25 protein-coding genes are annotated in these 26,655 nt (G+C 72.6%); 18 read left to right on the forward strand and 7 right to left on the reverse strand.

The features are described 5' to 3' along the window. Positions 1–6 precede the first annotated feature (6 nt). Positions 7–1,362 carry an aspartate aminotransferase family protein gene (locus QA802_RS22785; RefSeq protein ID WP_334525780.1) on the reverse strand — a complete coding sequence of 452 codons (1,356 nt, stop codon included), beginning with the start codon at positions 1,360–1,362 and terminating at the stop codon, positions 7–9. 261 nt (positions 1,363–1,623) lie between these two features. On the opposite strand from QA802_RS22785, the gene QA802_RS22790 reads away from it, so the two are divergent. The 3 genes from QA802_RS22790 to QA802_RS22800 all read left to right on the forward strand — a co-directional run bounded on the left by QA802_RS22790 (position 1,624) and on the right by QA802_RS22800 (position 4,664). Continuing rightward, a complete protein-coding gene (locus QA802_RS22790) occupies positions 1,624–2,235 on the forward strand; it encodes a DJ-1/PfpI family protein (protein ID WP_334525783.1) in 612 nt (203 codons plus the stop codon). After that, positions 2,232–2,690: a MarR family winged helix-turn-helix transcriptional regulator gene (locus tag QA802_RS22795; RefSeq protein ID WP_334525786.1), complete on the forward strand. Its 459-nt coding sequence runs from the start codon at positions 2,232–2,234 to the stop codon at positions 2,688–2,690. The genes QA802_RS22790 and QA802_RS22795 overlap by 4 nt, the downstream gene beginning before the upstream one ends. 93 nt (positions 2,691–2,783) lie before the next feature. Continuing rightward, entirely contained in the window at positions 2,784–4,664 is a 1,881-nt protein-coding gene (locus QA802_RS22800) for a protein kinase domain-containing protein (protein ID WP_334525789.1), read from the forward strand. A 34-nt stretch (positions 4,665–4,698) separates the two neighbouring features. Here QA802_RS22800 and QA802_RS22805 read toward each other — a convergent pair whose 3' ends face one another. Next, positions 4,699–5,436 (reverse strand): SLATT domain-containing protein, encoded by a 738-nt coding sequence (locus tag QA802_RS22805; RefSeq protein WP_334534809.1) that lies wholly within the window; start codon positions 5,434–5,436, stop codon positions 4,699–4,701. A 370-nt stretch (positions 5,437–5,806) separates the two neighbouring features. Here QA802_RS22805 and QA802_RS22810 point away from each other — a divergent pair, with 370 nt between their 5' ends. From QA802_RS22810 to QA802_RS22825, 4 genes are all read left to right on the forward strand, one after another. Then, on the forward strand, positions 5,807–6,151 hold the full coding sequence (locus QA802_RS22810) for a YbaB/EbfC family nucleoid-associated protein (protein ID WP_306950241.1): 345 nt from the start codon (positions 5,807–5,809) through the stop codon (positions 6,149–6,151). 79 nt (positions 6,152–6,230) lie between these two features. Further along, a complete protein-coding gene (gene recR / locus QA802_RS22815) occupies positions 6,231–6,830 on the forward strand; it encodes a recombination mediator RecR (protein ID WP_057577883.1) in 600 nt (199 codons plus the stop codon). Further along, the gene (locus tag QA802_RS22820; RefSeq protein ID WP_334525792.1) at positions 6,823–7,485 is read left to right on the forward strand and encodes a DUF5063 domain-containing protein; all 663 of its coding nucleotides are present in this window, start codon (positions 6,823–6,825) and stop codon (positions 7,483–7,485) included. Before recR ends, QA802_RS22820 begins: the two co-directional genes overlap by 8 nt. A 315-nt stretch (positions 7,486–7,800) precedes the next feature. After that, positions 7,801–8,298, forward strand: coding sequence for an SgcJ/EcaC family oxidoreductase (locus tag QA802_RS22825; RefSeq protein WP_334525795.1), 498 nt, complete (start codon positions 7,801–7,803; stop codon positions 8,296–8,298). A 52-nt stretch (positions 8,299–8,350) separates the two neighbouring features. On the opposite strand, the gene QA802_RS22830 is transcribed toward QA802_RS22825, so the two are convergent. Both QA802_RS22830 and QA802_RS22835 read right to left on the reverse strand, forming a co-directional pair. Continuing rightward, entirely contained in the window at positions 8,351–9,703 is a 1,353-nt protein-coding gene (locus QA802_RS22830; protein WP_334525798.1) for a sensor histidine kinase, read from the reverse strand. Beyond that, positions 9,700–10,383: a response regulator transcription factor gene (locus QA802_RS22835; protein WP_334525801.1), complete on the reverse strand. Its 684-nt coding sequence runs from the start codon at positions 10,381–10,383 to the stop codon at positions 9,700–9,702. The genes QA802_RS22830 and QA802_RS22835 overlap by 4 nt, the downstream gene beginning before the upstream one ends. A gap of 201 nt (positions 10,384–10,584) precedes the next feature. On the opposite strand from QA802_RS22835, the gene QA802_RS22840 reads away from it, so the two are divergent. From QA802_RS22840 to QA802_RS22855, 4 genes are all read left to right on the forward strand, one after another. After that, complete coding sequence (locus QA802_RS22840) at positions 10,585–11,862, forward strand: aspartate kinase (protein ID WP_319170922.1); 1,278 nt, start codon at positions 10,585–10,587, stop codon at positions 11,860–11,862. Then, entirely contained in the window at positions 11,862–12,920 is a 1,059-nt protein-coding gene (locus QA802_RS22845; RefSeq protein WP_334534812.1) for an aspartate-semialdehyde dehydrogenase, read from the forward strand. Before QA802_RS22840 ends, QA802_RS22845 begins: the two co-directional genes overlap by 1 nt. Positions 12,921–13,335: 415 nt before the next feature. Continuing rightward, positions 13,336–14,019 carry a SigE family RNA polymerase sigma factor gene (locus tag QA802_RS22850; protein WP_334525805.1) on the forward strand — a complete coding sequence of 228 codons (684 nt, stop codon included), beginning with the start codon at positions 13,336–13,338 and terminating at the stop codon, positions 14,017–14,019. Positions 14,020–14,153: 134 nt separating this feature from the next. Continuing rightward, positions 14,154–15,191: a hypothetical protein gene (locus QA802_RS22855; RefSeq protein WP_334525808.1), complete on the forward strand. Its 1,038-nt coding sequence runs from the start codon at positions 14,154–14,156 to the stop codon at positions 15,189–15,191. Here the strand turns inward: QA802_RS22855 and QA802_RS22860 are convergent. Beyond that, the gene (locus QA802_RS22860; protein ID WP_334525811.1) at positions 15,161–16,006 is read right to left on the reverse strand and encodes an SURF1 family protein; all 846 of its coding nucleotides are present in this window, start codon (positions 16,004–16,006) and stop codon (positions 15,161–15,163) included. The two genes, QA802_RS22855 and QA802_RS22860, sit on opposite strands and share 31 nt — an antisense overlap. Positions 16,007–16,514: 508 nt before the next feature. On the opposite strand from QA802_RS22860, the gene QA802_RS22865 reads away from it, so the two are divergent. Continuing rightward, a complete protein-coding gene (locus QA802_RS22865; protein ID WP_334525814.1) occupies positions 16,515–18,359 on the forward strand; it encodes a S9 family peptidase in 1,845 nt (614 codons plus the stop codon). Positions 18,360–18,557: 198 nt separating this feature from the next. Here QA802_RS22865 and QA802_RS22870 read toward each other — a convergent pair whose 3' ends face one another. After that, positions 18,558–20,594: an NAD-binding protein gene (locus QA802_RS22870; protein ID WP_334534814.1), complete on the reverse strand. Its 2,037-nt coding sequence runs from the start codon at positions 20,592–20,594 to the stop codon at positions 18,558–18,560. A 182-nt stretch (positions 20,595–20,776) separates the two neighbouring features. On the opposite strand from QA802_RS22870, the gene QA802_RS22875 reads away from it, so the two are divergent. From QA802_RS22875 to QA802_RS22900, 6 genes are all read left to right on the forward strand, one after another. After that, positions 20,777–21,826, forward strand: a complete 1,050-nt coding sequence (locus tag QA802_RS22875) for a permease (RefSeq protein WP_334534817.1) — start codon at positions 20,777–20,779, stop codon at positions 21,824–21,826. A 144-nt stretch (positions 21,827–21,970) separates the two neighbouring features. After that, the gene (locus QA802_RS22880; RefSeq protein WP_334525817.1) at positions 21,971–22,699 is read left to right on the forward strand and encodes a TIGR03943 family putative permease subunit; all 729 of its coding nucleotides are present in this window, start codon (positions 21,971–21,973) and stop codon (positions 22,697–22,699) included. A 113-nt stretch (positions 22,700–22,812) separates the two neighbouring features. After that, the gene (locus QA802_RS22885; RefSeq protein ID WP_334525820.1) at positions 22,813–23,229 is read left to right on the forward strand and encodes a luciferase domain-containing protein; all 417 of its coding nucleotides are present in this window, start codon (positions 22,813–22,815) and stop codon (positions 23,227–23,229) included. A gap of 207 nt (positions 23,230–23,436) precedes the next feature. Continuing rightward, positions 23,437–23,886: a hypothetical protein gene (locus QA802_RS22890; protein WP_334534819.1), complete on the forward strand. Its 450-nt coding sequence runs from the start codon at positions 23,437–23,439 to the stop codon at positions 23,884–23,886. Positions 23,887–23,911: 25 nt separating this feature from the next. Next, positions 23,912–24,142: a ferredoxin gene (locus QA802_RS22895; protein ID WP_334525823.1), complete on the forward strand. Its 231-nt coding sequence runs from the start codon at positions 23,912–23,914 to the stop codon at positions 24,140–24,142. Between the two features lie 435 nt (positions 24,143–24,577). After that, entirely contained in the window at positions 24,578–26,014 is a 1,437-nt protein-coding gene (locus tag QA802_RS22900; protein WP_334525826.1) for a DUF2252 domain-containing protein, read from the forward strand. Positions 26,015–26,118: 104 nt separating this feature from the next. Here the strand turns inward: QA802_RS22900 and QA802_RS22905 are convergent, their stop codons facing one another. Further along, positions 26,119–26,595: a carboxymuconolactone decarboxylase family protein gene (locus QA802_RS22905; RefSeq protein WP_334525829.1), complete on the reverse strand. Its 477-nt coding sequence runs from the start codon at positions 26,593–26,595 to the stop codon at positions 26,119–26,121. Positions 26,596–26,655 lie beyond the last annotated feature (60 nt).

Genomic DNA, 26,655 nt, shown 5'->3' on the forward strand with positions numbered 1-26,655 from the left:
CACCTCCTACTCGGTGAACTCGTCGGCCGCCGAGAGCGCCGTGTCGAGGGCCGCGAGGCCGTCCTCGACCTCCGACTCGGAGACGTTGAGCGGCGGCACGAAATGGGTGCGGTTCATGTTCACGAAAGGCCACACGCCGGCCTTCTTCGCGGCCGTGGCGAAGGCGGCCATGGGCGCGCCCGCCTCTCCGGCGGCGTTGTACGGCACCAGCGGTTCGCGGGTCTCGCGGTTCTTGACCAGTTCCACCGCCCAGAACATGCCCACCCCGCGCACCTCGCCGACGCTCGGGTGCCGCTCGGCCAGCGCCCGCAGCCCCGGCTCGACGACGGAGGCGCCGAGGCGCGCGGCGTTCTCGACCACGCCCTCCTGCGCCATGACCTCGATCGTGGCGACGGCGGCCGCGCAGGCCAGCGGGTGCCCCGAGTACGTCAGACCGCCCGGGTAGGGCCGCTTGCCGAAGGTCTCCGCGATCGCGCCGGAGATGGCCACGCCGCCGAGCGGCACGTATCCGGAGTTCACGCCCTTGGCGAAGGTCATCAGGTCGGGCACCACGCCGGACAGGTCGGCGGCGAACCATTCGCCGGTGCGCCCGAAGCCGGCCATGACCTCGTCGAGGATGAAGACGATCCCGTGCCGGTCGCAGATCTCGCGGACGCCCGCGAGGTAGCCGGGCGGCGGGACCATGATGCCGGCGGTGCCCGGGATCGTCTCGAGGATGATCGCGGCGATCGTCGCCGGCCCCTCGAAGGCGATCGTCGTCTCGAGGTGCTCGAGGGCGCGGGCGGTCTCCTGCTCCTCGGTCTCGGCGTAGAAGCGGGAGCGGTAGAGGAAGGGCGCCCAGAAGTGCACGACGCCGGCCGTCGCGGTGTCGGAGGCCCAGCGGCGCGGGTCGCCGGTGAGGTTCACGGCCTGCTGGGTGCCGCCGTGGTAGGAGCGGTAGGCGGAGAGCACCTTGGCGCGTCCGGTGTGCAGCCGGGCCATGCGCACGGCGTGCTCGACGGCGTCGGCCCCGCCGTTGGTGAAGAAGATCTTGTCGAGATCGCCGGGGGTCCGCTCGGCGATCAGCCGGGCCGCCTCGGAGCGGGACTCGATCGCGAAGGCGGGCGCGAAGGTGGTCAGGCGTGCGGCCTGCTCCTGTATCGCGGCGACGACCTTCGGGTGCTGGTAGCCGATGTTCGTGTAGACGAGCCCGCTGGTGAGGTCGAGGTACCGGTTGCCGTCGTAGTCCCAGAAGTACGACCCCTCGGCGCCGGCCACGGCGAGCGGGTCGATGAGCTCCTGGGCGGACCAGGAGTGGAAGACGTGCGCGCGGTCGGCGGCCTTGACTGCGGCGCCGGCCCGGGGGTCGGTCTGAGGGGTCATGACAGTGAGCGTAAATGTCCGCGATGCGGAAGCGGTATCGGCGTCCTGTTCCGTGGACGGGGCGATTCCGCGACAGGTTGTCGGGCGTGGGGGGAGCGGCGACGGCTGCCGGGAGGCGGGAACCGGGGGCCGAAAGTCAGGAAGGGGCCGGGGGTCGGGAAGGGGGCCGGGAGCGGTGAGTCTTGACAGTCTACTGTCGAAATGGCAGGATGCTGTCATGAATCTCGCGGACGGGTGAGGTTCCAGGCCTCAGGAGGAACCATGAGCGGCAAGCCCGTGCATCTCGCCGTGTACGACACGTTCGCCGACTGGGAGACGGGGTTCGCGACGGCGTACCTCGCCCGGGGCGGCCACCGGATCCGGACGGTCGGCGCGTCCGCGGCGGCACCCGTGGCCGGCATCGGCGGTCTGCGGGTCCTGCCAGACCTGGCGCTGGACGACGTACGGCCCGAGGACAGCTCCCTGCTGATCCTCCCGGGCGCCGACCTCTGGGACACCGGCGACGACCTCGCGCCCTTCGCCCGCAAGGCGCGCGAGTTCCTCGCCGCGGGCACCCCTGTCGCCGCGATCTGCGGGGCCACCGCCGGGCTCGCCCGCGAGGGCCTCCTCGACGAGCGCGACCACACGAGCGCGGTCTCCTTCTATCTCGCCGCCACCGGCTACCGCGGCGGCCACCGGTACACCGAGGCGGACGCGGTGACGGACGGCGGGCTGGTCACCGCGGGCCCGACCGAGCCGGTCGCCTTCGCCCGCGAGATCCTCGGCCTGCTCGGCGTGTACGAGGGCGAGGTGCTGGACGCCTGGTACCGGCTGTTCCACGACTCCGACCCGCAGGCGTACGCCGTCCTGGAGAAGGCGACGGCCGGCCGGTGAGCGCGCGGCGCCAGGAGCTGCTGAGCCGCAGCGCCCTCGGGGTCTTCCGGCTCAACGGCCAGTTCCTCGCCGTCGCGGAGGAACTGGCCGGCCCCTCCGGGCTCTCCGCCGCCCGGTGGCAGGTGCTCGGCGCGGTCCTCGGCGACCCGCTGCCGGTGTCCGGCATCGCCCGCGCGATGGGCATCACCCGGCAGAGCGTGCAGCGGATCGCCGACCTGCTGGTCGACCGCGGGCTCGCCGAGTACCGGCCCAACCCCGCCCACCGGCGCGCCAAGCTGCTCGCCCCCACCGAGGCGGGACGGGCCGCGATCGCCCGCATCGAACCCGGTCACGCGGCCTTCGCCGACCGGTTGGCGCAGGCCTACGGGGAGAGCGAGCTCGCCGAGGCCGTACACGTCCTGGAACGCCTGTCCAAGGTGCTGGACGGACTCGAGCAGCCCGTTACGCAACCGTAGACATCGCGCCGCCCAACTCCCCGAACGGCCGGATTATTCTCGGCTGGATTGCACATGTCCCGATCACACATGTGCGGGAAAGGCGGCGCTGCGATGGAGAAGCTGGGCCAGGGGGACCCGCAGCGCATCGGCGGTTACCGGCTGCTCGCACGGCTGGGTGCGGGCGGCATGGGCCAGGTGTACCTCGCCCGCTCCGACCGTGGGCGGACGGTCGCCGTGAAGCTGGTCCGGCCCGAGCTGGCGGCGCGCGAGGAGTTCCGGGCGCGGTTCCGGCAGGAGGTGCGCAACGCGCAGCGGGTCGGCGGGTTCTGGACCGCGCCCGTCCTCGACGCCGACACCGAGGCCGCCGTTCCCTGGGTCGCCACCGGCTATGTCGCCGGGCCGAGCCTCCAGCAGGTGGTGAGCCAGGACCACGGGCCGCTGCCCGAACGGTCGGTGCGCATCCTTGCCGCCGGGCTCGCGCACGCCCTCACCAACATCCACGCCGCCGGCATCGTCCACCGCGACCTCAAGCCGTCCAACGTGATGGTCACCATCGAGGGGCCGCGCGTCATCGACTTCGGCGTCGCGCGGGCGCTGGAGAGCGTGACCGGCGACAGCCGGCTGACCCAGACCGGCGCGGTGATCGGCTCGCCCGGCTTCATGGCCCCCGAGCAGCTGCGGGGCGCCCCGGTCACGCCCGCCAGCGACGTCTTCTGCCTCGGCTCGGTCATCACCTACGCCGCCACCGGCGCCCTGCCCTTCGGCTCCGCCGACAACGGCGTGCCCGCCCTGATGTTCCGCATCGCGGAGAACGAGCCCGACCTCGCGGGCGTACCCGAGGGCATCGCCGACCTGGTCCGCGGCTGTCTGCGCAAGGACCCGGGGGCCCGCCCCTCCCTCGACCGCGTCCTGGAGCTCACCGGCGTCGACGACACCGTCTCCGACGGCCGCTCCCGCGACCCCTGGCTGCCCGGCGCCCTGGTGGCCCAGCTCGGCCGGCACGCCGTGCGGCTGCTGGAGGTGGAGGACCCGGAAGGCACGGACGCGACCGAGAGCACCACCGTCCGATGGAACCCCACCGCCCCCTCCGGGGCCGCCCCGCAGCATTCCGGCCCGCGCGACGACGCGCTCACGCCGGACCACCGGCCCACGCTGGTCGCGGGACCCGGCGGCGTCCCGCGGCAGACACGTCCGTCCGGCGCGGGCGGCCCCGCCCCCGCCCACCCGGCCTACGGCTTCCCCCAGCAGCATCCACAGCAGCCCGCGGCCCCCGCCCCCGGATACGGCCACCACCCGACGCCGGGCGTGCCCGCCCCCTACAACCCGTACGCGGCGGACGCCGGCGGCTCCGGCGGCCCGTCCGTCCCGTACACCCCTTACGGGCCCTACGGGACGGACGAACCCGCCGGTCCGCAGGACCCGCCGGGCCGCAGCCGCCGTACGACGGTCCTGCTCGTCCTGGTCGCCCTTGTGGTCGCGATCGCCGCGGGCGGCTCGGTGTACGCGCTCATGAACGGCGACGGGGACGACGCGGCCGGCCCGTCGCCCAGTCCCTCGGTCTCCCGCACGGCGGGCTCCTCCTCGCCGGACGCCGACCCCTCGCCGTCCCCCTCCGGTTCCGCGTCCCCGTCCCCTTCCCCGTCGAAGGAGGGGCAGGTCCCGGTGTCCTACCTCGGCGCCTGGACCGCCACGATCACGAACGAGACCGGCACCAACAAGCGCCGGCTGACCATCTCGCAGGGCGAGGTGGGGGACACGGTGCTCGCCCTCGCCGCGGACGGCGACTCCTACCACTGCGAGTTCAGCGCCACCCTCGCCGAGCGGCCCGGCGGCGACGGCCCGCTGCGTATCGGCCCGTCCAAGGTCACCGCCGGCCGGCCCCTCTCCTCCTGCACCCCGGGCGCCGCCTCGGAGGTCACCCTCCTCCCCGACGGCAGCCTGCAACGCGTCAACACCGGCACCGGAGAAAAACTGACGTACACCCGCGACTGAAACCGACACCGGGGAAAGCGGGCCGTCGGCGGGGTCAGCGGGGTTCTGGTGGGCGTTGGCGGGGCATGTTGGGGCGGGCGTTCGCTCCCGGGGGTGCGGGGAATCTGCCCGGGCCGCCGCCGGCGTCCACCCGTCCGCCGACGGCGACCGCCGTCTGGATGCCCAGGGGCGCGGGACCGGTGCGGAACTCCACCATCCAGTCGGCCGTCTCCGTGCGCACCAGGTCGGCGACGTCGTCCGAGAACCGGCGCAGCACCGCCAGGCACCGCTCGGCGGCCTCGCTCGCCGTGCCCTCGGCCGGGCCCAGCACCTCCCGGACGCTCTCCGAGGCCCAGTCGAACTGCAGCACCTGCAGCCTGCGCTGCACGGCCTGCGCGGTGGCCACGTCCCGCATCCAGCCCGACGTCACCCCGAAGAACCGGTCCACGGCCAGGCACGCCACCGCCAGCAGCAGCGCCAGATACCCCCAGGCAGCGACGCCGCCCATGACCCGGGTCAAATCCAGCAGCGGCAGCGCGGCCCCGCACACCGCCCCGGCGGCCGCGCCGGTGCGCAGAACCCGGGCGCCCCGGCGTTTCCACACCCGGTCGGCGAGGTACCAGGCGGCGGTCTCCAGCGCCCCCCGCTCCACCCACCGGTACAGCTCGTCCAGCCGCTCGGCGGGCTCGCCCCAGTCCCCCAGGGGAAACGCCCGTCCGGTCAGGTCGCCCGGCCGCAGCCCGGCCGCGCCGCCCTCGCCCCGCCCGTCCTGAGGCGGACCCTCGGGCTGCATCTCCGGCTGCTGAGCCACCCGCACTCCCTCCCGATCCCGACTGATCCGACTGATCCGACTGATCCGCTGATGCGGCCGATCCGACCCCGAGCGATCACGTTGCGTGACGCCGTAACGTCCGCGATGCCCTGCGACGCGCGTGGTGCCCGGTGCTGATGCGCCGGACCTTTCCTACCTCCCAATGGGTGGCGAAGAGGAAGGTTTCACCTCTTTTACGCCTGGAAGTGGGCCTTGATCAGGTATAGGACTCACGCATAACTCACTCGAAAGAGTGCTGGGGCGACACCCGCACAGACCACGTAGGCTCGTGCCGAGCGGCAAGAAACCGTTCGAAGGCGTGCCCGACAGTCGTAGAAAACAGGAGTTGACCGTGATTCCCGGTGGTGGCCAGCCCAACATGCAGCAGCTGCTCCAGCAGGCCCAGAAGATGCAGCAGGACCTGGCCCGCGCCCAGGAGGAGCTGGCGAACACGGAGGTCGACGGGCAGGCGGGCGGCGGACTGGTGAAGGCCACGGTGACCGGCTCCGGCGAGCTGCGCGGGCTGAAGATCGACCCGAAGGCGGTCGATCCGGAGGACACCGAGACCCTCGCCGACCTGATCGTCGCGGCCGTCCAGGCGGCCAACGAGAACGCGCAGACCCTGCAGCAGCAGAAGCTCGGTCCGCTGGCCCAGGGCCTGGGCGGCGGCAGCGGCATTCCGGGCCTGCCTTTCTAGGGCCGGACCGCCTTACGCGGACCGGCCTCGGCCGACTACGGTACGTACCGCAAGGAACCCCAGGAAGGACGGCAGTCCGTTGTACGAAGGCGTGGTCCAGGACCTCATCGACGAGCTGGGGCGGCTGCCCGGCGTCGGTCCCAAGAGCGCGCAGCGGATCGCCTTCCACATCCTTCAGGCGGAGCCGACGGACGTACGGCGGCTCGCCCACGCCCTCCTGGAGGTCAAGGCCAAGGTCCGCTTCTGCGCGACCTGCGGCAACGTGGCGCAGGAGGAGTTGTGCGGCATCTGCCGCGACCCGCGCCGCGACCCGAGCTGCATCTGCGTCGTGGAGGAGCCGAAGGACGTCGTCGCGATCGAGCGCACGCGCGAGTTCCGCGGCAAGTACCACGTGCTGGGCGGCGCGATCAGCCCGATCGAGGGGGTCGGCCCCGACGACCTGCGGATAAGGGAACTCCTCGCGCGGCTGGCCGACGGCACGGTCACGGAGCTGATCCTGGCCACCGACCCGAACCTGGAGGGCGAGGCCACCGCCACGTACCTCGCCCGCATGATCAAGCCCATGGGCCTGAAGGTCACCCGCCTGGCCAGCGGCCTCCCGGTGGGTGGCGACCTGGAATACGCGGACGAGGTGACCCTCGGTCGCGCCTTCGAGGGGAGACGACTCCTAGATGTCTGACGCCACGCTGCACGCGACCGGCCCGAACCCGGACGACTTCGCGGTCCAGATCGCGGACCAGGTGGAGAGTTTCCTGGTGGCCGTCACCGAGGTGGCCAAGGGCGACGAGCCGGGCTCGGCGGTTCCCTTCCTCCTCCTGGAGGTCTCCCAGCTCCTGCTGGCCGGCGGCCGTCTCGGCGCCCACGAGGACATCGTCCCCGACGAGCGCTACGAGCCCGACCCGGGCTTCGAGCCCGACGCCGACGAGCTCCGCGAGAACCTGGCCCGACTGCTGGACCCGGTCGACGTCTACTCCGAGGTCTTCGACCCCTACGAGCCCCGCAAGGCCCCCGTGCCGGCCCGGATCTCCGACGACCTCGCCGACGTGATCGCCGACCTGCGCCACGGCATGGTCCACTACCGCGCGGGCCGCATCACCGAGGCCCTGTGGTGGTGGCAGTTCTCCTACTTCTCCAACTGGGGCTCCACGGCGTCCGCGACGCTGCGCGCGCTGCACTCGGTCCTCGCGCACATCCGCCTGGACCAGCCCCTGGAAGAGCTGGACGGCCTCGACACCGACCAGTCCCCCCTGGGCGACGAGACGCTGGAGTTCGAGGCGGGCCGTGTGATGGCCGAGGAGATCGGCGGCCAACTGGGCGTCCGGCCCCGGCCCTAGGGCCGCCCCGCCCCTGAGGGCGAGTTTCGACAGGGCACGAAGACCTCCGTGCGGTGTGTTCCCGGACAGGGCTTCCCGGACAGGGCCACCGCACCGGAGGTCTTCGCCATGTTCAGGACCGTCGGTGTCCACCGGTGCCAACCAATGCCACCGGCATCGACCGGTGTCGACAACGCTCGTGATCAATGACGGGCGGGGCGCCGCCTGAGAATTGGAAGGGTCTTAAACGTCCCCTGTACGGCGGTTGCACGGGCCCTAACCGGCCGGACGCGAGTCTTGAGTCATCCAACCGCGCCAAGCCGCACAGGAGTTGCGATGACCCGCAAGACCCGCATACGTGCCGCCCTCGTCACCGCCACTGTCGTCGTCACCGCGGCCACCGTCTCGGTCGGAGTCAGTGCGGCCGGTCCCGAGAAGTCCTCGAAGCCCGGCAAGAAGCAGATCGCCGCCCTGTTCGACGGCTGGAACGCCGCGCTGCAGACCCACGACCCGGACGTCGTGGCCGACCGCTACGCCAAGGACGCGGTCCTGCTGCCCACCCTCTCCAACAAGGTCCGCACCGACCGCGCCGGCATCGTGGACTACATGGAGCACTTCCTCGAGAAGAAGCCGGTCGGCAAGAAGGTCGAGACGCACATCAACATCCTCGACAGCAACTCCGCGGTGGACAGCGGCGTGTACCGGTTCACCCTCACCGACCCGGCCACCGGCAAGAAGAGCGTCGTCGAGGCCCGCTACACGTACGAGTACGAGAAGCGCGGCGGCAAGTGGCTGATCGTCAACCACCACTCGTCGGCGATGCCCGAGAGCTGACCGGCCCGGCTCCCCTCCTCCGCGGCGCGGCTCACCCCGTCCGCGGCGCGGTTCACCCCGTCCGCTGCGCGGCCCGCAGCGTGAAACGCACGCACAGACCGCCCCCGGGAGCGTCCTCGAGGCTCACCGTCCCGCCGTCGTCCGTCACCAGTTGTTTGACGACGGCGAGGCCGAGCCCGGAACCGGAGCGCCCGGTGAGGCCCTGACCGCGCCAGAAGCGGTCGAAGGCGCGGGACTTCTCCGCGTCCGACATGCCCGGACCCTCGTCCGCCACGGACATGACCACGTCGCCCGCCCCGGACTCCAGCCGGACGGTGATCCTCCCCCCGTCCGGCGACACCTCCAGGGCGTTCGAGAGCACGTTGTCCAGCACCTGGTCCAGATGACCGGGGCTGGCCAGCACAGACGGCCGGCCGTCGACACCACTCCCCCTGAGCGCGATGGTGACTCCGCGCTCGTCGGCGGCCGGTCTCCACACCGTCAGCCGTTCGGCCACGATGTCCTTCAGCGACAGCGGCTCCGCGGCCGTCACCTTGGCCTCGGCACGGGCCAGCACCAGCAGACCGTTCACCAGCCGGCTCATGCGGACCACCTCCGCCGTGGCCTGCTCCACGTCCTCGCGGACGAATTCGTCGTCCACCCCGTCGGCGATGTTGTCCAGCGACAGCCGCAGCGCCGTGAGCGGTGTGCGCAGCTGGTGCGAGGCGTCCGCGACGAAGATGCGCTGCGCGGCGACCAGCGTGTCCAGGCGTTCCGCGCCCTGGTTGAGGGTGCGCGCCAGCGTCTGCGTCTCCGGCGGGCCCGTCACCGGGGAGCGCGCGGTGAGGTCGCCGTCGCTGAACCTGCTCGCCATGTCGTTGAGCGCGCGCAGCGGCGCGGTGATCCGGCCGGCGGCGTACGCGCCGACCGCGGCCGCCGCACCGAGGACGAGGACGGCGAGCCCGGCCCGGAAACCCCAGATCGTCCACAGCCGCCGGGTCATGTCCGAGGTGGAGTAGACGATCCGTACGGCCGCCTCGCCCTGGGCGGGCACGGTGACGGTCAGGTACCTGCCCCAGATGAAGTCCGAGCCCCAGTCGGTCGTCGGCTCGTTCTCCCGCACGGCCCGGGTCAGCGCCGCACCCGGGCCGGGCGCCGGCAGGTCCGGGGCGCAGGCGCCGGTCGGGGTCACCTGGACGTCGCCGGGCGTCTTGACGCCGTACGCCTCGGCCACCTCGGCCAGCGCCTTGCACGAGATGGGGTCGCCGTTGCCCAGCAGCAGCGCCATGGTGTTGGCCTCGCGCATGACGGACAGTTCGGTGTCGTCGCGCAGTTGCTTGGTGAGCGTGAAGGCGACCGGCACCGTGAACAGCAGGATGGCGACCGCGACGAGCAGGATGTAGCTGCGGATGAGCTGGCGGTTCATGCGGACTCGGCGTCCTCGAGGATCTCCAGGCGGAAGCCGACGCCGCGCACCGCCGCGATGGCGACGATCCCGGCGAGCTTGCGCCGCAGGGCCGCCACGTGCACGTCCAGCGTCTTCGTCGGGCCGAACCAGTTCGCGTCCCAGACCGCTTCCATGATCTGCTCCCGCGACATCAGCGCGCCCGGCTCCTCGGAGAGGAAGGCGAGCAGGTCGTACTCCTTCGGCGCGAGCGCGATCTCCGCGCCGTCCACGTGGACGCGGGCCGCCTTGCGGTCGATCGTCAGGCGCGATCCGTACCGGTCGGCGGGGGCGCCGGACGTCGTGCGCGGCTGCACGCGCCGCATGACCGCCCGGATCCGGGCGATGACCTCGCGCACCCCGAACGGCTTGGACACGTAGTCGTCGGCGCCCAGCTCCAGGCCGACCACCCGGTCCGTCTCGTCGCTGCGCGCGCTGATCACGATGATCGGCACGCTGCCGCGCTCGCGCAGCGCCTTGCAGACGTCGAGGCCGTCGGTGTCGGGCAGGCCCAGGTCCAGCAGGACCACGTCGTAGGGGTCGGAATGGGCGAGGGCGGCGGCGCCGGTGCTCACCCAGTCGACCGCGAAGCCGTACCGTTTCAGCCCGCGTCTGAGCGACTCGGCGACCGGCTCGTCGTCTTCCACCAGGAGTACGTGCACGCTCGCACACTAGTCCTCCACGTCCTTGAAACTTAATCCACAGCTATCACCGGCGCGTAAGTGGGCAGGGACCACCGGAGCGAGCGTCCGGCATCTCACCATGCGGTACCCCGGAGGTGGATTTCGGACGCTCGTTAGACTGAGCCGACCGCAGTACAAGGGCGTATGTGCGGAAAGAGACAAACTGAGCGAGGAGCGCACGTGGGCCTTGTCGTGCAGAAGTACGGAGGCTCCTCCGTCGCCGATGCCGAGGGCATCAAGCGCGTCGCCAAGCGGATCGTGGAAGCGAAGAAGAACGGCCACCAGGTGGTCGTCGTCGTTTCCGCGATGGGCGACACGACGGACGAGCTGATCGATCTCGCCGAGCAGGTGTCACCGATGCCCAGCGGCCGGGAATTCGACATGCTGCTGACCGCCGGCGAGCGGATCTCCATGGCCCTGCTGGCGATGGCGATCAAGAACCTGGGGCACAGCGCCCAGTCGTTCACCGGCAGCCAGGCAGGCGTCATCACCGACTCGGTCCACAACAAAGCCCGGATCATCGACGTCACGCCGGGCCGTATCCGGACCGCGCTGGACGAGGGCAACATCGCGATCGTCGCCGGGTTCCAGGGCGTCAGCCAGGACAAGAAGGACATCACCACGCTGGGGCGCGGCGGGTCCGACACCACGGCCGTCGCCCTCGCCGCCGCGCTCGACGCCGAGGTCTGCGAGATCTACACCGACGTGGACGGCGTGTTCACCGCCGACCCGCGCGTGGTGAAGAAGGCCCGCAAGATCGACTGGATCGCCTTCGAGGACATGCTGGAGCTCGCGGCCTCCGGCTCCAAGGTGCTGCTCCACCGCTGTGTGGAGTACGCCCGCCGCTACGACATCCCGATCCACGTCCGTTCGTCCTTCAGCGGGCACGAGGGAACGTGGGTCAGCAGTGAGCCGATCGAGCAAGGGGACAAGCCGGTGGAGCAGGCCATCATCTCCGGTGTCGCGCACGACACCTCCGAGGCCAAGGTGACGGTCGTCGGTGTGCCGGACAAGCCGGGCGAGGCCGCCGTGATCTTCCGGACGATCGCCGACGCCGAGATCAACATCGACATGATCGTGCAGAACGTGTCCGCGGCCTCCACCGGTCTGACGGACATCTCGTTCACCCTTCCCAAGGCCGAGGGCCGCAAGGCCATCGACGCCCTGGAGAAGAACAAGGCCGGCATCGGTTTCGACTCGCTGCGCTACGACGACCAGATCGGCAAGATCTCCCTGGTCGGCGCGGGGATGAAGACCAACCCGGGCGTCACGGCCGACTTCTTCAAGGCGCTGTCCGACGCGGGCGTCAACATCGAGCTCATCTCGACCTCCGAGATCCGCATCTCGGTGGTGACCCGCGCCGACGACGTCAACGAGGCCGTGCGCGCCGTGCACACCGCCTTCGGGCTCGACTCCGACAGCGACGAGGCAGTCGTCTACGGGGGCACCGGGCGTTGATCTCGGCAACGCGCCGGCCGACGCTCGCGGTCGTGGGGGCGACCGGGGCGGTCGGCACGGTCATGCTGCGGATCCTGTCCCAGCGGGCCGACGTCTGGGGTGAGATCAGACTCGTCGCCTCGGCGCGCTCGGCCGGCCGCAAGCTGGCCGTGCGCGGCGAGGAGGTCGAGGTGCTGGCCCTGTCGGAGGAGGTCTTCGACGGGGTCGACGTCGCCATGTTCGACGTGCCCGACGAGGTCGCGGCGCAGTGGGCGCCCGTCGCCGCCGCCCGGGGCGCGGTGGTGGTGGACGACTCCGGCGCCTTCCGGATGGACCCGGAGGTGCCGCTGGTGGTGCCCGAGGTCAACGCGCACGCGGTGCGGGTCCGGCCGCGCGGGATCGTCGCCAACCCCAACTGCACCACCCTGTCGATGATCGTCGCCCTGGGCGCGCTGCACGCCGAGTACGGGCTGCGCGAGCTGGTGGTGTCCTCGTACCAGGCGGTCAGCGGGGCCGGGCGGGCCGGGGTGGAGACGCTGCGGGAGCAGATCGCCATGGTCGCCGGCACCGAGCTGGGCACCCACCCGGGCGACGTGCGGCGGGCCGTCGGCGACCGCACCGGGCCGTTCCCCGACCCGGTGGCGCTGAACGTCGTCCCGTGGGCGGGGTCGCTGCGCGCGGACGGCTGGTCGTCCGAGGAGATGAAGGTGCGGGACGAGACCCGCAAGATCCTCGGCCTGCCCAAGCTGCCGGTGGCCGTGACCTGCGTCCGCGTTCCGGTGGTCACCGGGCACTCCGTCACCGTGCACGCCCGCTTCCAGGACACGGTCACCGTCGAGGGCGCCCGCGAGATCATCGCGACGGCCCCCGGCGTCGTGCTGTTCGACAACCCGGCGGCGGGGGAGTTCCCCACGCCCGCCGACGTGGTCGGCACCGACCCGACCTGGGTGGGCCGGGTACGACGGGCCCTGGACGATCCGACGGCGCTGGAGCTGTTCGTGTGCGGGGACAACCTGCGCAAGGGGGCCGCGCTGAACACCGCCCAGATCGCGGAACTCCTCGCGGCGGAACTGACCTGAGGCGGCCGAGCCGACTTGCTGATGCGGCGGTCGAGCGGGCCTGCGGCAAAACCGACGGCCGGGGCCGTCGCGGAATTGTAGGATCTTTCAAGCAATGTGAGCCGGTCGACGGTCCGAACCACTTGTAGCGGACACCTTGCGCATCCGAAGATTTTCTCCCCGCCCTCCGCAACCGTGCGCAGGGCGGGGAGCGTCTTTGCCGTCACCCTCAGGGGTGCGCAGAGGTGTGAACGATCACAGCGTCCCGGGCGCGGTGGCAGCGACGGGGACGCGGTGGTCCGGGCGTGGGGACGCCCGTTCCTATGGGACACAGGGGAAGAGCGGGACACATGAGACGGGTACGCGTGACCGTGGCCGACGCGAACAGGACGCCGGACGCGTACAACCCCTCAGGGGGGACGTGCGTCCAACTGGCGTGGCAGAGGTACTCGAACTCCCAGTGGCGCCCCGCGGCGCGGCCCTGCGGCCGCCGCTCGGCGTCCTCCGTCCGCGTGCGTCCGGCACGGCCGGCGGCATGCCGGTGATCGCGCCCATGCCCGCAGCGCGGCCCACCCGCGTCCCCGGTCAGCGCGACGGCGTCGAAGATGCCGAGGGCGCGGCGGCCGTCGGCACCACCGTCGACCACCTCACCGAGACCTACCGGGCGCACTACCGCTCGCTGCTCGGCCTCGCCGCCCTCCTCCTCGACGACACCGCCTCCTGCGAGGACGTCGTCCAGGAGGCCTTCATCCGCGTCCACTCGGCACGCAAACGCGTCCGCGAGCCCGAGAAGACCCTCGCCTACCTGCGTCAGACGGTCGTCAACCTCTCCCGCTCCGCGCTGCGCCGCCGCATCCTCGGCCTGAAGCTGCTGTCCAAGCCGATGCCGGACATGGCCAGCGCGGAGGAGGGCGCCTACGACCAGCTGGAGCGCGACTCGCTGATCAAGGCGATGAAGGGTTTGCAGCGCCGTCAGCGTGAGGTCCTCGTGCTGCGCTACTTCGCCGACATGACGGAGGCGCAGGTCGCCGAGACCCTCGGCATCTCCCTCGGCTCGGTCAAGGCGTACGGCTCGCGCGGCATCGCCGCCCTGCGCATAGCCATGGAGGAGCCGGCGTGAGCGGGGAAGCCGAAGGGCGCGGCTCCCACGGGGGCCACGACGGTCACGAGCGCGACGACCCCCTCGCGCGGCGGCAGCCGACGACCTCGCCGCGCACACCTGAGCCGAAGCCATCGCACGCTGGGAACTCAACCGTGAACCACCACCTCGACGACCAGGGCCCCGAAGGGCTCGACTCGGACGAGCTGGCACTGCGCCGGATGCTCCACGACGTCGTCCAGGAGATGGAGCCGCGCGACGGCGCTCTGGACCACCTCCGCCGAGCCGTCCCCGTCCGCCGGGCCCGCAAGCGGCAGGCGGCCGTCGGCATGGCGGCCGCCGCCCTCTTCCTCGGCACCGCCGTCCCCGCAGTGCTGCACGTCTCGAAGGCGGGCGGCTCCGACGCCAACCCTTCGATCGCCGGCCAGGCCTCACAGGCGCAGGGGGGCACCGATCAGGGCAAGAACCCCGACGGCGGCTCCTCGGGCGAGGTCGGCGACTCCTCCGGCGGCGCCGGTGAACAGGACAAGGGCAGCGCCACCGACTCCGGCCAGGGCAAGGAGTCCGCGGCCGGCGCCGCCTCCAGCGGCGCCGGGCCCGCCGCCTCGGCCCCGGCGACGGCGCCTCCCTGCACGCCGGCCCAGCTCGAGGGCGGCGCACCCGACGTCGCCGTCCCCGACGCGGCGGGCATCGTGTACGGGGTTTTCCGGGTGCAGAACTCCTCCGCCGCCGGCTGCAGCGTCCGCGGCGCCGTCGCCCTGACGTTCGACGCCCAGGGCGCGGCGGACGGCGCCAGGATCACCGTGGTGGAGCACGCCTCCGGGGACGCGGCGGCCGGCTTGCCCGACCCCTCCCTGTACGTTCCGCAGCTGACTCTCGCACCCGGCTCCGCCTACGAGGTGAAGTTCGCGTGGGCGCCCTCCGAGACCTGCCCCACCACGGGCGGCTCCGGCGGCGACAGCGGCGGCACGGCGTCCCCCTCGCCGACCGCCTCCGAACCGGCCGGCAGCACCGGTGAGACGACGTCCGGCGCCTCGGCCCAGCTGTTCACCGAGGACGGCACGAACGGCACCGCCGAGGGCAGCGTCGTCGTGTCCTACACGACCGGGGCCGGTGCGCCGACGCTCAAGGCGACGGTGCCGAACGCCTGCACCGGGACGATCTACCGGACGGGCGTGCTCGCCTCCTCCTGAACCGCCGGCCCGGCGACCTTTTCGGCCACCTCTGCCTCCTTGGCCTCCTCGGCCTCCTCGGGAACGATGCCGAGGGCCGCGTCCCGGGCGGCCTCCACCTCGCGGCGCAGCAGCCGGAACCACATGAACACCACGAACCCGGCGAAGACGAACCACTCGCCGGTGTAGCCCAGGTTCTGGAACGCCTTCAGGTCGAGCCCGCTGTTCGGGGCCGCGCTCACCGGGACCGTCGTCATCGGCGCGTCGGCCGTGTCGAGCGTGACCCAGGCGTCGTAGAGGTCGTAGGGCACCAGGTTGATCAGGGACGCGGCGCTGATCGCGGCGGTCTGCCCGGCCGGCAGGCCGCCCCGTGCGCTCACCCCGTTGTCGCCGGGCTGCTCGGAGGCCTGCAGCGCGCCGCTCACGGTTACCTCGCCGGCGGGCGCGGCCGGCGCCTTCGCCGGGTCGGCGGCGCCCGGCAGCCAGCCGCGCACCACGGGCAGCGCCTTGCCGGCGTCGGTGCGCAGCAGGGTCAGCACGTAGAAGCCGTTCCTGCCGTCCAGCTCCCGGTCCGGTACGAGCAGCTGGTCGGCGTAGTGTCCGCGGGCGGTGACCTGCCTGCCGGAGGTCTCCTGGTCGACGGGAAGCAGCTCGGCCAGCGGACGCGCGGCCTCGGTGCGGGCCGAGGCGGCCTGCGCCTTCGCCTCGCGATGGCCGTCCACCCGCGACTCGAACCGGCTCAGCTGCCACGACCCCATGAACACGCAGAAGGGGATGGCCAGCAGCACGAAGACGTTGATCCCCCACCAGCGGGGCGTCAGCAGGAACCGGTACACGCCGTCCACGGTACGGGGCGGGCGCGGGCCCCCGCCGGGCGGGGGTTGTCAGCTGCTCGCTCTGGAGCATGTATAACGTCGTTTCAGCTCGATCGTGCGATGGTCGGCTTCTGGGCTTGCGGCGCGATGGGTCGTTCGGGCTACGGTGACCGTGCGGTCTGGGACGCCGGGTACGGCGCCGGTGTGCGGGGCCCCCGGCTCCACCAGCGAGACGGCCCGGGGCCTCCCCGTCACCTTTGGCCGTATCCATATGTCCAGGTCGTGCGGGAGCCGGCCTCCCGGGTTCGGACCACGCACCGGATGCGTGTCGCTGCCCCGGGGTCGAGTACGCCGGTAACCGGTGCGCCCAAGACCGTCCGGGGCGTGCGGCTGAGCAGGACCCACTTCTGCTCAGTCCACAGGAACGGTGAGGCCCAGGAGTGCGAACCAGGTGGGAAGTCGGTGGGAAGTCCCGCACGGGTGACGACGGTGGCGTCTCATTGCCTGCGCGGGCGGGCAATATGGGGCCATGACTGAGAGCAACGGGTCCGACGCACCCGAGCCGTACGAGGAGACGCCGGACATGGCGACGCCGGACGCGCAGAGGCCGGACTGGGAGCAGCGGTTCCGCGCCGCGCGCGTCTCCCTGCCCGACTGGGCGGAGGACGCCCCCGACCACTGCCTTTTCGTGTCGAACGCGACCGGGACCTACGAGCTGTACGCCTGGGACCGCGCCACGGGCGACCAGCGCCAGGTGACCGACCGGGCCAACGGCACGACGGACGGCGTGCTCTCCCCGGACGGCGCCTGGATCTGGTGGTTCGACGACAAGGACGGCGACGAGTTCGGCGTCTGGCGCCGTCAGCGCTTCGAGGGCGGCGAGGACGAACTGGCCGCGCCGGGCCTGGACGCCTCCTACCCGGCCGGCCTGGCGCTCGGCCGCGACGGCCGCACGGCGGTGGTCGGCCGCTCCACGGACGAGGAGGGCACCACGATCCATGTGGCGCGGGTCGGCGAGCCCCCCTTCGAGCTGTACCGCCACCGCGAGTCGGCGGGCGTGGGCGACCTCTCCCACGACGGCTCGCTGATCGCCGTCGAGCACACCGAGCACGGCGACGCGATGCACTCGGCGCTGCGCGTCCTGCGCCCGGACGGCACCGAGGTCGCCGAGCTGGACGACACCCGGGGCGGGACCGAGGAGCTGGGCCTGGAGGTGCTGGGCTTCGCGCCGGTCGACGGCGACACCCGGCTGCTGATCGGCCACCAGCGCCGCGGCCGCTGGGAGCCCCTGGTCTGGGACGTGGCCACCGGCTCGGAGACGGACCTGGCCCTGGACCTGCCGGGCGACGTCAGCGCCGAGTGGTATCCGGACGGCTCGGGGCTGCTCGTCGCGCACAGCTTCGAGGCGCGCAGTGAGCTGTTCCGCTACGACCTGGCGAGCGCGCGGCTGGAGCGGATCCCGACCCCGCCGGGCACCGTCTCCGGGGCGACCGCCCGGCCGGACGGCAGCGTGGAGTACCTGTGGTCGTCGGCCGCGCAGCCGCCGGCGGTCCGCTCGACCGCCGGCGGCGTGGTCCTCGACCCGCCGGGGGCGAAGTCGCCGGGCTCGGTCCCGGTGCGGGACGTGTGGGTGGAGGGCCCCGGCGGCCGCATCCACGCCCTGGTGCAGCGGCCCGCGGGCGCCGACGGCCCGCTGCCCACCGTGTTCGACATCCACGGCGGCCCGACCTGGCACGACAGCGACGCCTTCGCGGCCGCGCCGGCCGCCTGGGTGGACCACGGCTACGCGGTCGTCCGCATCAACTACCGCGGCTCCACGGGATACGGCCGGGCCTGGACGGACGCCCTGAAGCACCGGGTGGGCCTGATCGAGCTGGAGGACATCGAGGCGGTACGGGAGTGGGCGGTGGGCTCGGGCCTGTCCGACCCCGCCCGGCTGATCCTCACCGGCGGGTCCTGGGGCGGCTACCTCACCCTGCTCGGTCTCGGCGTCCAGCCCGACGCGTGGACCGTGGGCATCGCGGCCGTCCCCGTCGCCGACTACGTCACGGCCTACCACGACGAGATGGAGGCCCTGAAGGCGATGGACCGCACGCTGCTCGGCGGCACCCCGGAGGAGGTCCCGGAACGCTTCGAGGCCTCGTCCCCGCTGACGTACGTCGACAAGGTCCAGGCCCCCGTCTACATCTCGGCCGGGGTGAACGACCCCCGCTGTCCCATCCGCCAGATCGACAACTACGTCGACCGCCTGAAGGCCCGCGGAGCGGTGCACGAGGTATACCGCTACGACGCCGGACACGGCTCCCTGGTGGTCGACGAACGCATCAAGCAGGTACGCCTGGAACTGGAGTTCGCAGAAAAACACGTGAAGTAGCCCGCTTCAGCCCTTGCGGGTGCGGGGGCAGAGCCCCATAGTCGGCCCCTCCGGCGTTTGAGGAGCGGGGATGCGGGGGCAGAGCCCCCGAGGACGGGACGGGACGGGAAGGGACGGGAAGGGACGGGAAGGGGCGGCGGGGGCGAAAACCTGGCCGGCGGAGCCGGCGAGGAGGGGGTGGGCCCAAAGGCCTACCCCCTACCCACCTCGCCGCCGCCGCCGCAACAACTCCGCCAGCCCCCGCCGCGTAGCAGCCAGCACCACCCGGTCCGACCCCCGCAGCACATACGTGTCCGGCAGGTCCCACACCAGCCCCGACCCCTCGACCTCACCCGGCCCCCCGGCCCCGCCCGACCCTCCGACCGCACCCGCCCCCCCGGCCTCGTCCGCCCCACCCCGCCCGGCGTCCAGCGCCAGCACCCGCCAGTACCCGGGCCGGAACGCCTCCCCGACGGTCCTGCCCTCCAACTGCGCCCGCCCGCCCACGTCCAGCGCGGCGAACAGCAGCACCCGCCGCTCCACCGGGATCGCCCCGAGGATCTGCCGCCCCATCATGGCCCCCGCGAACGACGGCGCGGCGAGGTGCGTCACGCTCCGGCTGCGGGTCAGCGCCTGCGGATGCGCGGCCCGCAGGGTGCGGTACACGGCGGTCGCGAAGTCGTCGTCGTACAGCCGTAGCACCACCCGCACGTCGGGCCGCAGCGACCGCGCGTACAGGGCGGCCTCCAGGTTCGTGGTGTCGGAGCTGGTGACCGCGAGCAGCGCGTGCGCCCGGTGGATCTTCGCGGCCTCCAGCACGCCCTCCTGTGTGACGTCCCCCAGCACCACCGGCACCCGCAGCCGCCGCGCCACGGCGAGCCCCCGCGCCTCGGGCCCGGCCTCGACGCACACCACCGGGATGTTCAGCTCCCGCAGCCGGATCAGCACCCGGGTGCCGATCTTCCCGAGGCCGAGCAGCACGACATGCCCGCCCAGTCCGCGGGGCGGCCGGCGCAGCGACCCCGCCCCACGGAACGTGCCCAGCGCCTCCAGCACCGCCGCCAGCAGCACCGGCAGCAGCAGCAACCCCATCAGCCCGGTCAGCAGTTGCAAGACCTGCCGCTCGGTGGAGGCCCCGATCGCCGGGTCGTTGACGGCGAACAGGTCCAGCAGCGTCAGGTACAGCGCGCCCAGCGGATGGATCCCGGTCACCAGCCACAGGGCCACCGCCAGCGCGAACACGCAGCCGACCAGCCCGGCCACGGACCACCGCAGCCGCCGGGAGAACAGCGAGGACAACGGCGCCCGCACCCCGACCCCCCGCCCGGACGGCTGTGCCGTCCCGGCGGAGTAGGCGACCTGCTCCAGCACGACCGAGCCGCGCCGGCCGGTCGCCGCCGCCTCCCGCACCGCGTCGTCGTCGGGCAGCAGCAGCGGCCCCTGGTCGCCGCTGGTCTCGGAACCGTATGTGAAGGCCGGGTCGCCGCCGTTCGCGGACAGCAGCGCGAGCGTGGGGCGGCCAGGCTCACCGGCCTCGCCCGGACCGTGCGGAGGGCGTTCGACGGCCCGCAGCAGCAGCCCGTTCGTGTGGACGACCTTGCTGGTGCCGACGACGGCGGTTGCGGCGAGCGCGGGAGCGGCGGTGTCGGCGTCGGACAGCACGGTGGTCGACGCGTCCCCGCCGGCGAACCCCGTACGCCCGGAGCGCCCCGACCGCCCGTCGCTCCCGGACGATCCGTCGCCTCCGGACGACCTGTCACCCCCGGAGCCGGGATCGCTCGCCGCGGCCAACGCGGCGGCCTGGTCCAGGAGTTCCTCGATGTGCTGGCCCAACCGCCGGTTGTAGAGCCGCAGGACGAGCCGCAGCCGGGGGTTCAGCCGACGCGCCGTGAGAGCCGCCCGGATGTTGGTCTCGTCGTCGTCGTACACCAGCGCCAGGGCGGCGGCCCGCTCCACGCCCGCCTCGGCGAGGACCGCCTCGGTGGCCTCGACGGCCTCCAACGTCCGCTGCCCGCCCACTGGTTCACCCGGCGCGGCGGGCGTGACGGGCGGCATGCCGCCGGCCGCCGCCCGGTTGACGGCCGCGTTCACCACCCGGTCGAGCAGCGCCGCCGACACCGCCCGGGCCCGACCGACGACCGGCGGCCGCACCGTACGCTCGGAGGGCGGCACGACGAGCGTGACCTGCTCCTCGTACACGCCCCGCAGTTCGGCGGCGAGCCGGTGCGCCAGGCCGTCGTCCCCGCACACCACCATGTGCGCGCCGGCGACCCCCGGCGGCTGACCCTGATTCGGAAGGCTTACCACGAGGGAGAAGACTGCCTCACCGGTACGCCGGGTTCCACGAACTCGGTGAACACCAGGTGCCGGACTTCCGTAGGAAAGGGGAGGGAATGCCAGAAACATACCCGGAACCCGGAGGTGCCCGACCCGTGGCCATCGTCGAAGAGGCCGAAGACGCCTCGCCGACCGGCGAGCGCACAGGTGAGCGCACCGGCCGGCGCACCCCGGAGAACCCCGAGGACAAGCGCCTCACCTCGCCCCTCGTCCTGACCCTGCTGCTGCTCCTCATGGTGCTGCTGCAGAGCCCGATCCGCCGCGCGCTGTCCGCTCCGGTGATGCAGAGCTGGATGACGGTGTTCGTGGCGGTGGTGGTGCAGGCGCTGCCGTTCCTGGTCCTGGGGGTGCTGCTGTCGGCGGCGATCGCGGTGTACGTGCCGCCCTCCTTCTTCGCCCGCGCCCTGCCGTCCCGGCCGGCGCTCGCCGTCCCGGTCGCCGGGGTGGCGGGCGCGGTGCTGCCGGGCTGCGAGTGCGCGTCCGTTCCGGTGGCCGGAGCGCTCGTCCGCCGGGGCGTGACCCCGGCCGCGGCCCTCGCCTTCCTCCTCTCCGCGCCCGCGATCAACCCGATCGTGCTGACGGCGACGGCCGTGGCCTTCCCGCGCGATCCCGAGATGGTGCTGGCCCGTTTCGTGGCGAGCCTGGTCGCGGCGTGCGCGATGGGCTGGCTGTGGCAGCGCCTCGGCCGCACCGACTGGCTGCGGCTGCCGGCCCACGCGCCGCACGAGGGGGAGAGCAGGGGGGCCGCCTTCTGGGACTCGGTCCGGCACGACGTGACGCACGCGGGCGGTTTCCTGGTCGTGGGCGCGATGGCGGCGGCGACCCTGAAGGCCGTCGCCCCGCAGAGCTGGCTGCGCACCGCGGCCGACAACCCGGCGCTCGCCGTCCTGACCCTCGCCGTGCTGGCGGTGGTGCTCTCCATCTGCTCGGAGGCGGACGCGTTCGTCGCCGCGTCCCTCACCCAGTTCTCGCTCACCGCCAGACTCGCGTTCCTGGTGGTGGGCCCGATGATCGACCTCAAGCTGTTCGCGATGCAGGCGGGCACGTTCGGCCGGGGCTTCGCGCTGCGCTTCGCTCCGGCGACCTTCGCGCTGGCCATCGTGTCGGCGGTCCTGACGGGATGGGTGCTGCTGTCGACTACCCGGCCCTGAAGGGCCAGGCTTGCAGGCAGAGTGAGAGCTGATGTCCCACTGTGGTTCCCTGCGTCCGGTACCGCTAGGCGGTACCGGGGCGGTTGACTGCGCCCCGCTGCCACCCCCCGACCTGAAGGACGGGGCATCCTCGAAGGAGATCAGGTGAACCGACAGTCCCAGTCGGCCGTGCTGTTCCTCCTCGGCGCGGCCCTGCTGCACGCCGGCGCCACCGACCTGTACCTGCGGTACGTCAAGGCCGGCCTGCGCCCGCTGCTGCTGGCGGCCGGCGTGGTTCTGATCGTCACGGCGCTGGCGACGGCGTGGTACGAGCGCCGCAGGGCAGGCCGGCATCAGGGGGAGGGGCAGCGGCCAGGAGACGCGCACCCCGAGCCCCGTGTCTCCTGGCTGCTGATCCTCCCCCTTCTCGCGCTGATCCTCGTCGCCCCGCCCGCCCTGGGCTCGTACAGCGCGACCCGTACCGGCACGGCTCTGCAGGAGCCCCTGGCCTACCCGCCGTTGTCCGCCGCCGACCCGCTGCCGCTGAGCGTCGTCGACTACGCCGGCCGCGCCGTCTACGACCACGGCCGCACCCTCGCCGGCCGCACGGTCCGGCTGACCGGCTTCGTGGCCCTGGACCACGCCGGCACCCCCTACCTGGTCCGCATGGCCCTCAACTGCTGCGCGGCCGACGCCCAGCCGGTCAAGGTCGGCCTCACCGGCCGTGTCCCGCCGGTCCTCCAGCCGGACACCTGGCTGGCCGTCACCGGCGTCTACACGCCCCGCACCGTCCACGACCCGGTGAACGGCGGCCCGATCCCCTTCCTCGAGGTGACCGACGCCCGCCCGGTCCCGACCCCGCGCGACCCTTATGACGAGTCCTGGAACAACTGAGCGTGGCCGCCGCGGTACCCGGTGGAACGTCCGAAAGGATCCTTGACCGGCCGGGTCGGCGAACCCTTCCGCAACCCCTGGTGGCCGGGCGGTGAGCGCCGCATGATGGGGCCATGACGGCGGCCTTGCGTGCCATGGCACGACTGGTGACCTGGCGGGACCTCGCGGAGGACCGCCCCAGCTGCGGTACCGGACGGGCACTGCGCTCGGCCGGGGCGGAGATCGTGCACTTCCACTCCGCCCGCAGCGTCGACCTGCATCTCACGGCCCGCGCGATCCGCCGGTTCGAGAGCGACCTGAGACACTCCACCGCGATCCGGCTGCAGCCGGGCTCGCACTGGGTGACCGTCCGCCTGGAGTGCGAGACGGACATCGACCTGCTCATGACGCTGGTCAGCGCCGCCCTCCAGGCACACCAGAGGCATCCGGCCGCCGGGGACGCCCCGCTCCCGCGCTGCAACGAACGCCGGGAGGCGACGCTCACCCGCGAGGGCGCGGACGACGGCGCCCCCCGGCCCTGCGTCCAGTGAGCCTCAGCGGACTGCGGGACTGCGGGACTGCGGGACTGCGGGACTGCGGGACTGCGGGGCTGTACGCCTGGTTAGCTGACGGTCCGTCAGATATGGTCGCCCTACCGTGCCGTGTTGTGCCGTTACGGAAGGGTGAGCGTCATGGAGACCCGTTCGGCCCGTCCTCCCCGCAGTCCGCGCCCGCCGGGGCCGCCTCGCTGGGTGGCCATGTTCCACGACGCGTCCTCGGGATCCTGGCGGCCGGCCGCCGAATCCCCCGACCGCACACCGGTGCTGTACGCGATCGGCGAGATGACCCAGGTCAAACGCGCGCGGGGCGAGGAGGCGGCCGTCGACCTGTGGGGCCCGGCGAAGAACGGGGAGTGGGCGCGGTTCGATCCGCCCCCGACCACATCGGCGGCCGCTGAGGCTCCTGCGGTGTCCGAGGCTTCCGCGGCTTCGGCGTCGGGCGGCGGCCGCCCGGGGCACGCCCGGCACGCGGAGCGCATGGAGGACCGTCGGCACCAGGTGGTCATGGCGGGCCTGAGCAGGGCCGGCCTCCACGACCTCACGACCGAGGACGTGACGGCCGTCCGCACCCTGGTCGACCACGTCGACGAGGCCACGCTGCGCCGGATCGCGCACTGGATGGCGGTGGCGGGCGGGCCGGTTGAGTGACCCGCCCACCGGGCAGGCAGAACGTATGCAGACGGAGCGGGGGCGGGCCGGAGGCGCGAGGGTGTCCGTGGACCCCGAGGTGTGTTACGGATCCGGCGAGTGCGCCTTCCGCGTGCCCTCCGTCTTCACCGTCGACGGCGGTTTCGGCGCGGTGATCCCGGGCCGAGAGGACACGGGCGACGAGCCGGAGGTGCGGTCCATGGCCGAACGCTGCCCGTCGCAGGCGATCAGCGTGGACGGCCCTCAGGGGCCTTAGGGGACGTCCGCGGTTACCGGGCAAGCAAAAAGGCCCGGCCGCTGGCGACGGGGGATGCACCAGCGACCGGGCTGTGGCCAAGGCTAACAAGGCTGCTGGTCCGGCGGGAGCCTCCTTCTCAGCTGCCTCGCCGTTGTGATCGGGATCACTGTTCCGGCGTGGTCGAGAGGCGGGGCAGGTGGAGACCGCAGACCACACACCGCAGACCGCCGAGCCGCCGACTGCCAGCCGCTGAGTCGCCGGAGGCCCGGTGCGGCGATACGTTGGAGGGCGGGCGCGTCGGCAGCCTGACCGGCCCGCGGTCCCTCCCCCACTGACGAGGACCGCACTGACGGGGACCTCGCTGACGAGGACCTCACTGACGAGGACCGCGTCGGCGAGGGACCGCGCTGACGAGGACCCCGCGCCCCGTGTGGAGCGTCTGCGATGTCTGAGATGAGCGAGAGCAGCACGACCCGTAAGACCCGTGACGGCCACGACGACCGGCGCCACCGCACCCCGAGGGAGCGGGCCGAGCGCGGCAGGGCCGCGAGGGCCGACGTACCGAGGTCCGCGCACGCCGAGTTCACGCCGCCGCCGAAACGCACCGACCCGGTGGACGTCATCGAGGCGCAGTCCGCGCAGCGCGTCCCCGAACTCGTCCCGATCCGCTACGGGCGGATGAGCGAGTCGCCGTTCCGCTTCTACCGGGGCGCGGCCGCCATCATGGCCGCGGACCTGGCGGAGACTCCGCGCACCGGCATCCGGGTCCAGCTGTGCGGCGACGCGCACATGCTCAACTTCCGGCTGCTGGCCTCTCCGGAACGCCGTCTGATGTTCGACATCAACGACTTCGACGAGACGCTGCCCGGCCCCTGGGAGTGGGACGTCAAGCGGCTGGCGGCCAGCCTCGTCATCGCGGGCCGGGCGAACGGCTTCAGCTCCAAGGAGCGGGCGTCGGTGGTCCGGTCGGCCGTGCGGGCCTACCGCGAACGGATGCGCGGCTTCGCGAAGATGGGCAACCTCGAGGTCTGGTACAGCCGCTTCGACGCGGACGAGCTGCAGGAGACGTACGCCCCGGAACTCGGCGCCAAGAACCGCGAACGCTGGCGGCAGGCCAGGGAACGGGCCCGGCAGCACGACACCTTGCAGGTCGTCGAGAAACTCACGCACATGGTCGACGGCCGGCGGCTGATCGCCAACGACCCCCCGCTCCTGGTCCGGCTGGCCGACCTGCTGCCGAGCGGCGAGAGCGACGTGATGGAGAGAGAGATCGGCAGGATCGTCGGAGGATACGCCGGGTCCCTGCAGTCCGACCGCCGGTTCCTCCTGCAGGGGTACCGCGTCGCCGACATCGCCCGCAAGGTCGTCGGCGTGGGCAGTGTGGGCACCCGCTGCTGGATCGTGCTGCTGCTCGGCAAAGACGACGACGATCCGCTCTTCCTCCAGGCCAAGGAGGCCGACGAGTCGGTGCTCGCCCCCTACGCGGGCGCCGGCGAACACCGCACCCAGGGCGAACGGGTCGTCGCCGGCCAGCGGCTGATGCAGGCGACCAGCGACATCTTCCTGGGCTGGGAACGCACCACCGGCCTCGACGGCCGCCGCCGCGACTTCTACGTCCGCCAGCTGCGGGACTGGAAGGGCATCGCCGTGCCGGAGAACATGTCGCCGCATCGGATGTCCCTCTTCGGCCGGCTCTGCGGCGCCACCCTGGCCCGCGCCCACGCCCGCTCCGGCGACCGTATGGCGATCGCCGGCTACCTGGGCTCCCGTGACGTCTTCGACCGCGCCCTGACCACGTTCGCAGAGCTCTACGCCGACCAGAACGAATCCGACCACCAGGCACTGCTGCACGCCATCGCCACGGACCGAGTCCGCGCCGAGGCGGCTTGAGAGACGTGCGCCGGGGTGCCGGGGGGCCGGAGTATCCGGTGTGCCGGGGTGCCGAAGGACTCCCGAGCGCGGGAGTTCACGATGCGCAGCCGAGGCGGCGCTGGTCACCAGGTGGTGCCGGCGGGCTCCTCGATGGTGGCGTTGATGCGGTTGAAGAAGTTGGTGAGTCCGATCATCAGGATGATCGCGGAGAGCTGTTCCTCGGTGAAGTGGTCCGCGGCTTCGTTCCACAGTTCGTCGGGGACGGCCTTGCCGGAGCGGTCGGCGACGCGGGTGGCGGCCTCGGTCAGGGCCAGGGCCGCGCGCTCTTCGTCGGTGAAGAACGGCGTCTCGCGCCAGGCGGCCACGGCGTGCAGGCGCTCGTCGCTCTCGCCGTGCTTCTTCGCGCCCGCCACACCGGCGAACACGCAGGCGCTGCAGCCGTTGATCTGGCTGGCCCGCAGGTGGACCAGCTCCAGGATCTGCGGCGAGACGCCGCCCGCGTACATGGCCTTGTAGATGTTCTGGATGCCCTTCATGGCGTCCGGCAGGACCAGCGCGGGGTTCTTCATCCGGGCGGTGGCGGTGATCGCGGCGTTCATCTGCTGTTCTCCTCGTGATCCGTTAGCGTCTGTCACTGGACCGACGGATCCGGACACGGG

It is taken from the genome of Streptomyces sp. B21-105 (assembly GCF_036898465.1).
GTDB lineage: Bacteria > Actinomycetota > Actinomycetes > Streptomycetales > Streptomycetaceae > Streptomyces.

Excerpts from the sequence above, each read along its gene's own strand:
- QA802_RS22785 (WP_334525780.1), bottom strand. The coding sequence starts at position 1,362 with ATGACCCCTCAGACCGACCCCCGGGCCGGCGCCGCAGTCAAGGCCGCC.
- QA802_RS22790 (WP_334525783.1), top strand. The coding sequence starts at position 1,624 with ATGAGCGGCAAGCCCGTGCATCTCGCCGTGTACGACACGTTCGCCGAC.
- QA802_RS22800 (WP_334525789.1), top strand. The coding sequence starts at position 2,784 with ATGGAGAAGCTGGGCCAGGGGGACCCGCAGCGCATCGGCGGTTACCGG.
- QA802_RS22805 (WP_334534809.1), bottom strand. The coding sequence starts at position 5,436 with ATGCAGCCCGAGGGTCCGCCTCAGGACGGGCGGGGCGAGGGCGGCGCG.
- QA802_RS22820 (WP_334525792.1), top strand. The coding sequence starts at position 6,823 with ATGTCTGACGCCACGCTGCACGCGACCGGCCCGAACCCGGACGACTTC.
- QA802_RS22825 (WP_334525795.1), top strand. The coding sequence starts at position 7,801 with ATGACCCGCAAGACCCGCATACGTGCCGCCCTCGTCACCGCCACTGTC.
- QA802_RS22830 (WP_334525798.1), bottom strand. The coding sequence starts at position 9,703 with ATGAACCGCCAGCTCATCCGCAGCTACATCCTGCTCGTCGCGGTCGCC.
- QA802_RS22865 (WP_334525814.1), top strand. The coding sequence starts at position 16,515 with ATGACTGAGAGCAACGGGTCCGACGCACCCGAGCCGTACGAGGAGACG.
- QA802_RS22870 (WP_334534814.1), bottom strand. The coding sequence starts at position 20,594 with ATGGTGGTGTGCGGGGACGACGGCCTGGCGCACCGGCTCGCCGCCGAA.
- QA802_RS22885 (WP_334525820.1), top strand. The coding sequence starts at position 22,813 with ATGACGGCGGCCTTGCGTGCCATGGCACGACTGGTGACCTGGCGGGAC.
- QA802_RS22890 (WP_334534819.1), top strand. The coding sequence starts at position 23,437 with ATGTTCCACGACGCGTCCTCGGGATCCTGGCGGCCGGCCGCCGAATCC.
- QA802_RS22895 (WP_334525823.1), top strand. The coding sequence starts at position 23,912 with ATGCAGACGGAGCGGGGGCGGGCCGGAGGCGCGAGGGTGTCCGTGGAC.
- QA802_RS22900 (WP_334525826.1), top strand. The coding sequence starts at position 24,578 with ATGAGCGAGAGCAGCACGACCCGTAAGACCCGTGACGGCCACGACGAC.
- QA802_RS22905 (WP_334525829.1), bottom strand. The coding sequence starts at position 26,595 with ATGAACGCCGCGATCACCGCCACCGCCCGGATGAAGAACCCCGCGCTG.